The sequence below is a fragment of the Paenibacillus mesophilus genome (assembly GCF_005938385.1).
Classification (GTDB): Bacteria; Bacillota; Bacilli; order Paenibacillales; family NBRC-103111; genus Paenibacillus_AB; species Paenibacillus_AB mesophilus.
This window is the reverse complement of sequence record NZ_VCRA01000006.1, coordinates 410,548-422,746: the sequence shown is the minus strand read 5'-3', so window position 1 is coordinate 422,746 and position 12,199 is coordinate 410,548. Positions and strand designations below refer to the sequence as shown.

10 protein-coding genes are annotated in these 12,199 nt (G+C 55.0%); 4 read left to right on the top strand and 6 right to left on the bottom strand.

What is annotated here, in order from left to right; all coding sequences use genetic code 11:
* Positions 1-15 precede the first annotated feature (15 nt).
* Both FE783_RS14360 and FE783_RS14355 read right to left on the bottom strand, forming a co-directional pair.
* Positions 16-750 carry a WecB/TagA/CpsF family glycosyltransferase gene (locus FE783_RS14360; RefSeq protein WP_138880047.1) on the bottom strand — a complete coding sequence of 245 codons (735 nt, stop codon included), beginning with the start codon at positions 748-750 and terminating at the stop codon, positions 16-18.
* A gap of 51 nt (positions 751-801) precedes the next feature.
* Entirely contained in the window at positions 802-3,657 is a 2,856-nt protein-coding gene (locus tag FE783_RS14355) for a PAS domain S-box protein (protein WP_138880046.1), read from the bottom strand.
* 348 nt (positions 3,658-4,005) lie between these two features.
* On the opposite strand from FE783_RS14355, the gene FE783_RS14350 reads away from it, so the two are divergent.
* Positions 4,006-4,647: a hypothetical protein gene (locus tag FE783_RS14350; RefSeq protein ID WP_138880045.1), complete on the top strand. Its 642-nt coding sequence runs from the start codon at positions 4,006-4,008 to the stop codon at positions 4,645-4,647.
* Positions 4,648-4,662: 15 nt separating this feature from the next.
* Here the strand turns inward: FE783_RS14350 and FE783_RS14345 are convergent, their stop codons facing one another.
* Together FE783_RS14345 and FE783_RS14340 are read right to left on the bottom strand one after the other, a co-directional pair.
* Positions 4,663-5,268, bottom strand: a complete 606-nt coding sequence (locus tag FE783_RS14345) for a pentapeptide repeat-containing protein (protein WP_138880044.1) — start codon at positions 5,266-5,268, stop codon at positions 4,663-4,665.
* A 19-nt stretch (positions 5,269-5,287) separates the two neighbouring features.
* Positions 5,288-5,518, bottom strand: coding sequence for a pentapeptide repeat-containing protein (locus FE783_RS14340; RefSeq protein WP_138880043.1), 231 nt, complete (start codon positions 5,516-5,518; stop codon positions 5,288-5,290).
* A 123-nt stretch (positions 5,519-5,641) separates the two neighbouring features.
* Between FE783_RS14340 and FE783_RS14335 the strand changes: the two genes are divergently transcribed.
* Complete coding sequence (locus tag FE783_RS14335; RefSeq protein ID WP_138880042.1) at positions 5,642-6,583, top strand: hypothetical protein; 942 nt, start codon at positions 5,642-5,644, stop codon at positions 6,581-6,583.
* A gap of 13 nt (positions 6,584-6,596) precedes the next feature.
* Here FE783_RS14335 and FE783_RS14330 read toward each other — a convergent pair whose 3' ends face one another.
* Positions 6,597-9,077: an ATP-binding cassette domain-containing protein gene (locus FE783_RS14330; RefSeq protein ID WP_138880041.1), complete on the bottom strand. Its 2,481-nt coding sequence runs from the start codon at positions 9,075-9,077 to the stop codon at positions 6,597-6,599.
* Positions 9,078-9,197: 120 nt separating this feature from the next.
* Here FE783_RS14330 and FE783_RS14325 point away from each other — a divergent pair, with 120 nt between their 5' ends.
* The gene (locus FE783_RS14325; protein WP_138880040.1) at positions 9,198-10,163 is read left to right on the top strand and encodes a helix-turn-helix transcriptional regulator; all 966 of its coding nucleotides are present in this window, start codon (positions 9,198-9,200) and stop codon (positions 10,161-10,163) included.
* A 236-nt stretch (positions 10,164-10,399) separates the two neighbouring features.
* Here the strand turns inward: FE783_RS14325 and katA are convergent, their stop codons facing one another.
* Positions 10,400-11,872 carry a catalase KatA gene (gene katA / locus FE783_RS14320; protein ID WP_138880039.1) on the bottom strand — a complete coding sequence of 491 codons (1,473 nt, stop codon included), beginning with the start codon at positions 11,870-11,872 and terminating at the stop codon, positions 10,400-10,402.
* Between the two features lie 193 nt (positions 11,873-12,065).
* On the opposite strand from katA, the gene FE783_RS38830 reads away from it, so the two are divergent.
* Positions 12,066-12,149: a DUF6855 family protein gene (locus tag FE783_RS38830; RefSeq protein WP_338015852.1), complete on the top strand. Its 84-nt coding sequence runs from the start codon at positions 12,066-12,068 to the stop codon at positions 12,147-12,149.
* Positions 12,150-12,199: the final 50 nt, after the last annotated feature.

Genomic DNA, 12,199 nt, shown 5'->3' with positions numbered 1-12,199 from the left:
TGTTCTTTTTGTCTCTTAACGCTCTCTATACAACAACGCCCTTACCGCGAAGCGGGGTAAAATCAACTGCCTGCGCCACCTCGACGGCTGATTGATTAATCGGAATAACCATTCTGCATGAAGTCTTTGCCATATTTGAGGCGCGCGTTTCACTTTGCCTGCAACGATATCGAGACTGCCCCCGACGCCGATGGCAATTTTGGCGTTAAGACTCGATTTATACTTATGAATCCAACGTTCGGCGCGAGGAGCCCCGAGTGCCGTTATTAAGAAGTCGGGCGCCTTCGAGCGGATGTCCTCCACAATCCGGGCTTCCTCCTCCTGGCTGAAAAAGCCGTGGTGCCTGCCCACAATCGATACGTTCGGGTACGTTTGTCGAATGACTTCCGCAGCTCTTGCGCTTGTCGCTTCGTCCGCCCCAAGCAAGTAGAACGACCATTTTTTGCGGTTTCCGGCTTCGAGCAGCTTGAACAGGAGATCGCATCCGGTAACCCGCTCCGGAAGATGTCCGCCTTTCATCCGGGAGACCATGACGATACCGATGCCGTCAGCCGTTAGAAGACCGGCCTCGTCAATAATGGAGCGCAATTGGGTGTCCTGCTGGCAGGACATGACGATTTCCGGGTTCCCCGTCACGACATGAAACAGACCGGAGCCGTCCCGCTCCACTACGTCGCTAAGCATTTGCAGCGTCTGGTCCATCGTCAATTTAGGAAACGGAATTCCCATAATTTTCGCGACTGCATCCATGAAAGAAACTCCACCTTCGGCTGAGATATCCATATCCTAACATGATTTGATTCATCCTCCAAGCGGCAGCCGGATTTCAACCGTCGTACCCCGGCCGACTTCGCTCGTAAAATGGAGCGTTCCGCGGTGCTCCTTCATGATTTTGTAGCAAATCATGAGTCCGAGCCCGGTCCCTCTTTCCTTCAGGCTGTAGAAAGGCTCGCCCAGGTGGGGAAGCCGGTCTTGCGGAATCCCGTGTCCGTGATCGATGACTCTCACCGAGACGGATTCTGCGGCGCGTTCGATCCGGATGACGACTTGTCCGCCTTGCGGCATAGCTTCAATGGCATTTTTCACAATGTTGATGAACGCTTGCTTCAGCAGGTTCTCATCGCATTCCACATGCGGATCCCCGCATTCGGACTGGATCACGATTTTTACGTTGTGCATTTTCGCGAGCGGATACAGAAACGATGAAACGTGCCGGATCGCGGTTTCCAAGCTTCTCCTCTCGAACTTCGCGGATTGCGGCTTGGCGACGGCGAGAAATTGGTTGGCGCTCCATTCCATCTTCTCGATCTCGGCCAGCATGACCTCCAAGTACCATCTGTCTTTATCCTTGATATGGGACCGCATCAAGCTGAGGAAGCCTTTGAGCGTCGTAAGCGGGTTGCGGATTTCGTGTGCGATGCCGGCCGCAAGCTGACCGACGACCGCAAGCTTCTCCGTTTTGCGCAGCAAATGCTCGGTCTGTTTCAGTTCCGTGATGTCGCGGCCGATGACGACAAGTCCTTTGCGTCTGCCGTCCGTATGATAGATCGGGACTTTGATCAGATCGCAAATCGCTACGCTTCCGTCGGGATTCGGAATCGTCTCCTGAATGCGAATGAGACTGCCTTTGTCCCAAGCCATCTGATCGGACAAAGCGCATTGTGAATACATGTCCCGGTAAAAGGCGTCGCGCTCGCCCAGCTCGAAGTCCGTCATCCCTATGTAGTCCGTACCTTTCAGCTGCAAAGAAGCGCGCGCAAATTCGTTCGCTTCGATCCACCGTCCTTGATCGTCCTTGAATATAACCAAGTCGGGCATCGCATTAATCAGCGTACGCAGCCGTTTCTCGCTCCCTATAAGCTTTTCGGCCATTCGCTTCAGCTCCGTGACATCCCTTGAAATGAGCACGTAAGCGATCGCATTGCCTTTGCTGTCGAAGAGGGGGGAGGCGAAGTTGCTTACATGGATCAAGGTGCCGTCCTTGCGCTGTCTGACCGTCTCATAAGGGATGACATGCCGGGAGGTCAGCATCGTGCCGCGAATTTCAACGGCTTCCTGTTTCAGGTGATCGGGAATCGTCGGGAGCTCTCTGCCGAGCAGCTCCTGCTCCGTCCAACCGTATACGCGTTCATACGATTTGTTCGCCTTGACGACATGAAAATTGGCGTCTACGACGAGAATCGCGTCTTCGGTATTGCGGAAGTAGAACTCCAGCTGTTCTTTCGTAGTTTTCAAGTCTTCCTGAATTTGCTGATGATTCGGGGCAATATCCCGCACGGTCTCATAAACGCCGACGATTCGGTTGTCCGCGATGATCGGAAAAGCTTTCAACGAGGCATACACGCTATGCCCCAGCTTATGCATGAAAGCGGCTTCGTACATTTGCTGAATGCCGCTTGCCGCGTTGGCGAAAGCTCTCAGCCTGCTTTCCTTATATTCGGGGGGAATCAGGTTTTTTTTATTTTTCAATTCTTTCGCGCTAAAGCCGAGCATCGTTTCCGCCGCAGGGTTGGCGTCGATCAAAGCTCCTTGCAGATCGTACGAGAAGATGGCGTCGGGATGATGATCGAACAGCGATTTGTAGAACAAATCCCGCGGCGGAGCCGGTTGGGGCTCGACATCAACTTCTTCTTTACCAGGTACGGCTGCGGCTGTCCGGGTATGGCGGATATCGGGCAAATCGGCGAAGGCGGCAATGTCCGGAGGAAGCACGGTTACGATCGATCCGATCGGCACCCCGCCGTAAAAGTACGGCGATAGCTCGAACAGCCACCGTTTACGGTCTCGCTCGATTTCCCAGTTTACTTTCGCAGGGAAAGATTGTTTGATGAACGAAGTATGCTCCATCCAGTGTTTGGGAGAGATCCAGCCTTTGTCGTAGAGCGTGCGCGACGCTTTAATGACGCGCCCTCCGCGGTCCAATACCGCAATCGGCTGCGTCGTTTTTTTGGTAAGCTGGGCAAAATGTTGAGCAAGCCGGTACCGCTCCATCTTCAATTGGCCGTAAAGGATTTTCTCGATGCTGTGAGCCGCGCCGACGACGACATCCAGCGATTTCGGATCGTTAACCGTCCAGAAGCCGGTCAAGTCGATAATGCCGAGCACGTTGCCCGTGCTGGGGTCGCGGATCGGTGCGGCGGAGCATGTCCAGCTGTGGATTTCTTGGCAAAAGTGCTCGCTTGCGTATACTTGCAGGGGCATCCCGGTGACCAGAGCCGTTCCGATCGCGTTCGTCCCGGCGCTGCCTTCGCTCCAATCCGAGCCGGGTGTGAAATGGATGTCTTCCGCCTTCAGCATAAGCGGCCTGTCGCCGTCATAATAGATCATTTCGCCGGCCGAATTGCAATACGAGATGAGATAGCCGGTATTGGACGCAAGCTGCTTCAGCTGCTTCAGAAACGGTTCGACCATCCGGAACAACGGATCGGACGTCACGTACTGTTCAATTTGATCCAATCCCAAGTTATAGGAGGCTTTCACGAGGAGCGGATTGACCCCTTGCTCCATGCAGCGCTTCCATGAATGGTGCATGAAGGATCTGATAAGAAGCGGAGAGGAGCTTCCGGACATAAACTTTTCCCATTCGCGTTCGATCGCCGCTCTGTCGCTTTTCGGAGAACTGCCGAAAGTGGAAGTGTCGAACCGTGTTTTTGCCATAACTGCCTCCTATCCATAATTCGTTGATCGTTACGGCATTGCTTGCTTCAAGGCCGAGCGGAGGCGAATGACGGCTGCATAGAAGCGCGAACCTAACATTATAAGTTAATTATAGGGCCAATAGTTTCCAGCATCAATAAAGGAAGAGTAAAAATTGAGGGGCGCGAAATTGCGGACGATACGGCGCTGCAAGCAGGAAATCGGCCCGGTATGCAACGCGAAAATGGTTACGGCAAGCAGCCAAGTCCGAATACAACAGAAAAAAATTGACAAGGAATGACCGCTTTATTATTATCTATTTAGACGATGTTCAAATTAGATAATTATCGAATCTATGGAGGCGCTGAAATGACGACTGTCGGCATACTCGGAGTCATGCATGACGATGAGACGAGGCGTAAGTACAACTTGGGCTTGGACGTAATCGGGGAGCTGATCCTGGATTTTCAACCGGACGTGATCTGCGGCGAAGTGCTTCCCGGCAGCTGGGAGCGGTACAGGCGGGACCGCAATGACCGGGGATATTGGGGGGAGCCCGCCAGCGAGTATTGGGATTTGATCTTTCCCCTTTGTGAAGCGAAGGGCATCGACTTCTCACCGATCGACTGGGGAGAACTGGACGTGTGGAACGATTTCGACCCATTCCTGCTTTATGAAGAGCCGCATAGAAAGGAGCTGCGAGACGAAATGGATCGGTGGTTCGAGAAGCAGCTGGCGACTTGGAATGCGGGCGCGATACCGTTCAATTCGCCGGAATACGACGCGATAACAAGAGCGAAGTACGAATGGTCGGAGCGGCTAAACCCGCGAGCCCACATATTCCGCTGGGTGTGCAGGCATATGATCATGATTCAGCGGATCAAGAATACGGTCAAGGAGCACCCGGGGAAACGCTTATTGTGCATCGTAGGCGCCGACCATAACCACGCTCTGCATGATGCCCTCGGCAAGGAGAACGATATCCGGGTCGTATACCCGCTCCGAAGCTAACCGGTTCCGAAGCGATCAGTCGACCTTCGCTCCATAGGAGCGCAAGAACAGGATCGCTTGAGCGGTATCCATCCGGGCTCCTTTGACTTCAAGCGCTTTGAAGTCGACGCCGTCCATGATGGCGCCGCGCAGATCGGCTCCTTGCAGCTTTGTTTTGGCCATATTGGCTCTCGTCAGGTCGCAGCCTCTCAGATCGGATTTCTCCAAAGAGACATCGTATAGATCGGCCTCGAAGAAACGGATGTCCCTTAAATCTTGCTTCGCCAGCCTCGTTTGCCGTAGATTCGTATAGGACCAATCGCCCTTGGCCAGCGTGATGCCGTCCAGCTTCGCTTTGGAAAAGTCGGAGCCCATCATTTTGCAATCGTCGAATTTGGCTACGAAGAGGTTGGCTTCCGTAAAATTGCAGTTCTCGAAAGCCGAACCGGTATGAATGGAAGCATTCATCGTCGCGCCTCTGAAATCGCATTCCACGAACCGGCAGCCGATTGTAGTCATTTCCTCCATGGAAGCGTAGGCGAATTGGCACTTTGCAAACGTGCAGCGTACGAGCTCGCCTTCCTTTAAGTCGCGTCCGCTGAAAACGACTGCTTCAAAATGTTGATCAATATGCTGGAACATGAATACACCCCCGGATCGTTTATTTCAGTATCAAGCCCAGTAGACCGACGAACGAAGAAGCATGCCTCGCCGAAATGATACAGCCTCTCAAATCTTCCGGCTCCACGATCAGTCCGCCGAATTCGCAGTCGCTGAGATCGATCCCTTCCAGCTTGGCGCCCGACATGTTGGCCTGATCGATATGACAAGCGCTAAAAGACGTTTTGTGGAAGGCGGAATAGCGTTCATTTGAATTCACTATACCAAACATTTGTTCGATTTTCCAGCTTGCTTATTTTGTTCGTATCGGCTATGGAACAATGGAAATAGTTGTATTATGCTGAGAGAGAGCGCAACGATAACGTAACGATAAGCTCAGGCGAGGAGTATCGGGATGTCTATACCTTTATTGTTCGGGCCTTACGGGAGCGCGCAGCTGCCCCGGGATGTGAAGGAGTACGGAGTCAATGCGGTATGGTTTCACGGGTTTAACGAGCAGTCGTTCGCGGATTGCTCGGAACGGGGATTGGAAGCTTGCGTGGAGTTCAAAACGTTTCGCGCCGATTTTCAGAAGCACCCGGAGCTGATCCCGATCGGAGCGGACGGCAGCCCGATCCGGTACGGACGGCTGGTGCAGGGGATTTGCTTGTCGAAGAAGGATTATTTGGCGGAGATTGAGGCACAGCTGCGAAGCGGTCTGCAGAAGTTCAAGCCGAGAGGCGTTTGGCTCGATTACTTGACCTTCGCCGGCTGGTTCGAGACGCCGGAGCCCGATCTCCAGGAAAGCTGCTTCTGTCCCGATTGCATCGCCGATTTCTGCCAAACGGCAGGCGTCGACGCGACGACGCCCGAACGAATCCTCGGCAGCTATGCGGAAGAGTGGAAAGCGTACAAATGCGGTAAAATCGCCCGATTCGCGCTTCGTTATTCGGCGCTGATCAAGGACGCCCTGCCGGATTGCATCGTCGGAGCGTATATGTGCCCGTGGACTCCCGGTCAATTCGACGGGGCGTTGACCCGCATATTCGCCCAGGACTACAAGCTGCTGGCGGACGCCATCGACGTATTTACGCCTTTGATCTATTGCAAAAAAAGCGGCCGGGGGCCGGAATGGGGGCGGGAATGGCTTGACCTGTCGCCCGGATTCGTCCCGGCGGACCGCAAAGTGCAGCTCATTCTCGATGCCGCCGACTACCCCGATAATTTGCTCGAAACCGCGACGCCGGGCGTTCAATCATGGGGGATACAGATGTTCGCCGGAGCCCCGCTGTTTCAGGACCGGGATAAGGCGCTTGTATTCCGGCGTTCGGTGGAGGCGATCCGGCAGCCGGGGTAATGCGCTGTGCGGCTTATTGCTGCAAAAAGGGGCCGATCTGGGATGCCGGATGTGTACTTAGCTGCGCGGGCATTCCTTGGCATAGTAGATATCCGCCCTGCTCGCCGCCGCACGGACCGAGCTCGATGATCCAATCCGCGCGGCGCAGCAGCATCGGCTTATGATCGATGAAGATGACTGTACCGCCGCGGTCGGCCAATTCCCCGAGGACGCCGCCGAGCAGCTCCGCATCCCGCGGATGAAGTCCGCTCGAGGGCTCGTCAAGGAGATAGAGCGTATGCTTCTTCGACGCCAATCCGAGCTCGGCCGCCAGCTTTACCCGATGAGCCTCGCCTCCGGACAAAGTGCTGGCGGGTTGCCCGAGCTTGATGTAGCCGAGACCGAGCTTGACCAACAGGTCGAGCTTTTCTTTTATCGCGCGCTCCGGCTCGAACAGCTTCGCTGCTTCATGAATGCTAAGGTCGAGAACATCGGCGATGCTCAAGCCCTCATAGTTCACGGCTAATATTTCTTCGTCATAACGTTTCCCCTCGCAGCGGTCGCACTCCAGGAAAGCATCCGGCATAAAGTGCATATCCAGCTTGATTTTACCGTGTCCGAGGCATTTCTCGCAGCGGCCCCCTTTGACATTGAACGAGAAGTGGGAAGCTTTGAAGGGGAGACGGAGCCGCTTCGCCTGCTCGCCGAATAGGCCGCGGATCGGGTCGAAGACGCCCGTATACGTCGCCGCGTTCGATCTGGAGCTTCTGCCCATCTCATCCTGCTCGATTACGACGATTCGTTCTATATGCCGGGCCCCTTCCACCTTGTCGGGATTGTCCCGGAGGCGGCGGAGCAGCACATCGAATAGCAGTGTCGTCTTGCCGGAGCCGGACACGCCGGCAATGGCCGTGATGGCGCCGAGAGGGAATGCGGCGTCGAACCGTTTCAAATTCCGTTCGGAGGCGCGTACGAGCTGCAGACTGGGGCTGTCGATCGATCGCGTCCGCTTCCGCTCCGAAGCAGCCGCGGAATGCTGCTGCTGCCGCTGATTCAAGAAGAGCCTCGTAACCGACTGTTCCGCCTTCGACAATTGCTCCAGCGTTCCTTGCACGACAATGCGCCCGCCGTTCACCCCCGATTCGGGTCCGATCTCGATAATGTGATCCGCCATGTCCAATATGGACAAATTGTGCTCTACGACGATGACCGTATTCCCTTTGTCCTTCAACTGCCGCAACGATTGGAAAATGCTGCTCGTGTCTTTGGGATGAAGCCCGGAGGACGGCTCGTCATACACGAACACAAGGTCGGTCAGCTCGGAATGAAGCGAGGAGGCCAGCCGGACGCGCTGCGCTTCGCCGCCGGATAACGTATAGAAAGGCCGGTCCATGCCCAAATAGGATAGGCCGACATCGACGAGACTCCGGGCACGCGCTTCCAATTCGTGCATAATCGGTTCAATGGAACGGAAGCGGGCCGTACCGCCGAACAGATCGCGCCATTCCTCCAGCTTGTTCACGAAGGCGGACATGGATAATGGCGTTATATCGGATATTCGGGAGCCGTGAACGGTGACGGACATCGCCTGTGCGGATAGACGTGTGCCATTACAGGCGGGACAGGACGACTTCTTCATCAGAGACCGCAGCTCGGAGTCTTCCTTGGTCATGTGATCCGGATTGTCGAAGAAGCGTCTCGCCACAGCCGGTACGGCCCCTTCGAAACGGCCATCCTCCGCCGTCTTGGGCGGAGCGAGCTGCGGCTGCAGCCTCAGCAGCCTGGCATCATCGGTACCGTACAGCAGCAGATCGAGGATGATCGGGGGCAGCTCCCCGATCGGCTTCGACATGTCTGCCTCCGTGAACGGCAGCTTGTAATGGTTGGCCGCTTGCGTCAAGGCGATCTGGAAGAAGCGGCCTACCCCTTTTTTCCACGCGAGCATTCCGCCTTCCATGATCGAGAGGGCTGGGTCCAGCAGCTTGGCCGGGTCGGGTACGAGCACGTCTCCTAGACCTTTGCACGTGTCGCAGGCGCCTAGGGGCGTATTGTACGAGAGATGGGCCAGCGTCAAGGGAGGCATGGCGGAACGGCAAGCCGGACACTGGCTCTTATGCTCGTAGTCCGTGACCGCTACGACCGCGCGGCAGTTCGGACAAGGACGATCACCCGCGGTGACGTACAGCAGTCGCAAATAAGTGTACAGCTCGCTGAACGTTCCTACCGTAGACCTCGGATTATGATTCGTGCTTTGCTGGGAGACGGAGACGACGGGAGAAAGGTTATGGACGCGCTCATAGTGGGGGCGCTGCAGATGGTCGGCGATTTTGCCGGTTGTCATCAAGTATTGACGATCGGCTTCCTTGCATAGGACGTCGAAGATCAAGGACGACTTACCGGAGCCGGATACGCCGACTACGACGGTTAGGTTGCGTTTCGGGAAATAAACATCGATGCCGGCGAGGTTATGCTCCCGGACGCCTTCGAATTGAATCGGTTCGTGCGGCTTGGACATTGTCGCTCCACTCCCGGAATAGTAGTTATGGATAGTGTACGACTGAAATATGACAGCTTGTGTCGTATATAACGGGTACAATAGAGCATAGACGAAGTTTCAATCAAGGAGGTCGATCGATTGAGAGCGGACCGCCTCATCTCCATCCTGCTGCTTCTGCAAAATCAGAAACAAATGACATCCAAGCAGCTCGCCGACAAGCTGGAAGTGTCGGAAAGAACGGTCCATCGCGATATGGAGGCGTTGAGCGCTGCCGGGATTCCGGTCTACTCGGAGAGAGGGTCGCAGGGAGGGTGGCGGCTTACGGAAGGCTACCGGACGAACTTGACCGGCCTCAAGTCCGAGGAGCTGAGCTCCTTGCTGCTGGCCGGCTCGATCCATCTGCTCCGAGATCTCGGCAAGCAGGCGGATTACGAAGCGGCTTATCAGAAAATATGGGCCGCCATGCCGGACACCCTCAAGCATGATGCCGAATTCACGCGGCAGCGCATTCATATCGACGGCGCCGGCTGGCACGAGACTCTTGAAACATCGACCTGCCTGCCGACGATTCAAGAGGCGGTATGGGCGGAACGGAAGCTTGCGATCACGTATGAGCGGGGAGTGGAGCTTGTAGAAAGAGTCATACAACCTCTCGGGCTGGTGGCGAAACGAAGCACTTGGTATGTCGTGGCGGAGACGGAAGGGGACCTGCGGACATATCGCGTATCCCGGATCCATTCCGCCGCGATGACGGATGAAGCTTTCCGGCGGCCGGAGCCGTTCGATCTCGCTTCCTATTGGAAGCAATCGATGGAGCGCTTTACGGCAGACTTGCCGAAATATCCCGCGACTATCGGTCTGAAGCAGACCGCGCTGCAGCGGATTAGGCAAGAACGGTACGTGAAAATTATCGCGACGGCCCCATGGAAGCGGGAAGGGTGGACGGAAGCCGAAGCGGAGTTCAACACGCTGGAATCCGCATGCGAAATATGCCTGGCGTTCGGGCCCGAGCTGATCGTGTTGGCGCCCGCCGAGCTGCGGGAGCGAGTGCTCGGTCAAGCGGCGGCAATCGTTAATTTGTATGAAGGCGAGCGGCTGGATTAGAGCAGGCGTGTAAAAGAGGAAGCCTCGACCGTAATGGTCGAGGCTTTGTTTTAATAGCGGAACTATATTCTGCTAAATAGGACATTTCGCAGCATTTTTTGTAAATAGCGGAACTGAGGTGCGTTAAATCATTGATAAATTGCTTTGCTCACGGAAAAAACGATGAATACCGGAATGTAGTTCCGCTATTTTGGCCAAATCCTTTTTTTAGCGTTCGATAACGGAATGCAGTTCCGTTATTTTTCTGTTCCAGAATCCGCCTGCGGGATAGACAAGCCGAGTCCCGCCGCGACGCGTTGCCCGTAATCCGGATCGGCTTTATAGAAATGGCCGATCTGACGCAGCTTGATCTCGTCCTTCTCCACGGGCTTCATGGCGGCGACGATCGTCTGGACGAGCCGCTCCCGCTCGTCTTCGCTCATGAGACGATATAAATCGCCGGCTTGCGTGTAGTGGTCGTGATGGTCATAAGCGGTGCTGTCCGCTTGACCGGTTACCGGATAAGGGGCCGGCTTGTTCTCGGCGGATTGCGCCGGTCCGCCGTAGCTGTTCGGCTCGTAATAGACGGAGCCTCCGCCATTCTGATCGAACCGCATCTGCCCGTCGCGCTGATAGTTGTGCACTTCCGCACGGGGCCGGTTGATCGGCAGCGCGTTATGGTTGGCGCCGACCCGGTAGCGGTGGGCGTCCGAGTAGGCGAACAGGCGGCCTTGCAGCATTTTGTCCGGCGAGGCCTCGATGCCGGGTACGAACGATCCCGGGGAGAACGTCGCCTGTTCGACCTCGGCGAAATAATTGTCCGGGTTCCGGTCCAATACCATGCGGCCTACCTCGATCAGCGGGTAATCTTTCTGAGACCATACTTTCGTCACGTCGAACGGATCGAAACGATACGTATCGGCGTCGGCCAGCGGCATAATTTGAACGTGCAGCTTCCAGGCGGGGAAGTCGCCGTTCGCAATGGCGTTGAACAAGTCTTCGGTATGGTAATCGGGATTTTCGCCAGCGAGTTTGGCAGCCAGGCCGGCGTCGAGATTTTGTACGCCTTGCTCCGTTTTGAAATGGTATTTGACCCATACGCCCTCGCCAGCGGCATTCACCCATTTGAACGTATGGCTGCCGAATCCGTGCATATGTCGGAGCGTTGCGGGAATGCCGCGGTCGGACATGAGAATCGTTACCTGGTGCAGCGATTCGGGAGACAGCGACCAGAAATCCCATACGGCATTCGGATTTTTCAAATGCGTTTGCGGATGGCGCTTCTGCGTATGGATGAAGTCCGGGAATTTGATCGCATCGCGAATAAAGAAGACGGGGGTGTTGTTGCCGACCAGATCATAGTTGCCTTCCTCGGTATAGAACTTGACGGCGAACCCGCGCGGGTCGCGCACCGTATCGGCCGAGCCGAGCTCGCCGGCAACCGTCGAGAAGCGGATGAACATGGGAGTGCGTTTGCCTACCTCCGACAAGAAGGCGGCTTTCGTATACTTCGATAAATCGTTCGTCACTTCGAAATAGCCGTGGGCTCCTGCGCCTTTGGCATGAACGACGCGCTCGGGGACGCGCTCTCGGTTGAAATGCGCCAATTTCTCGAGAAGATGGACGTCCTGGATTAAGGTCGGCCCGCGGGAACCGGCGGTCATCGAGTTTTGGTTATCCCCGACCGGGGCGCCCCAACTGGTCGTTAGCTTGTTCGGATTCGTACTCATCGTCGATCACCTCATAACAAATTTAGTATAGATTCACTATAAACTAGATGATAATTATTATCAACAAGAAATAAATATTTGTTTATAGTTAAACTATATTAATTCGCGTTCAAGTTGAGAACGTATTGCAGTTCCGGTTTCTTGTACAATCGCAGTGGACGTCAAAAAATTCGCCGCGTAATGGAGATTCGGAATGTATGTGCCTCCTTTGCTGGAAAAGTTGGGACTGACGGAGGTAGAGCATCATCAAAAAAACAATCGCATGAGAAGCTTATGATCGTTAAAGGCCCGTCATACTAGTTTATTAGCCGGAATATGCGAAAAAAA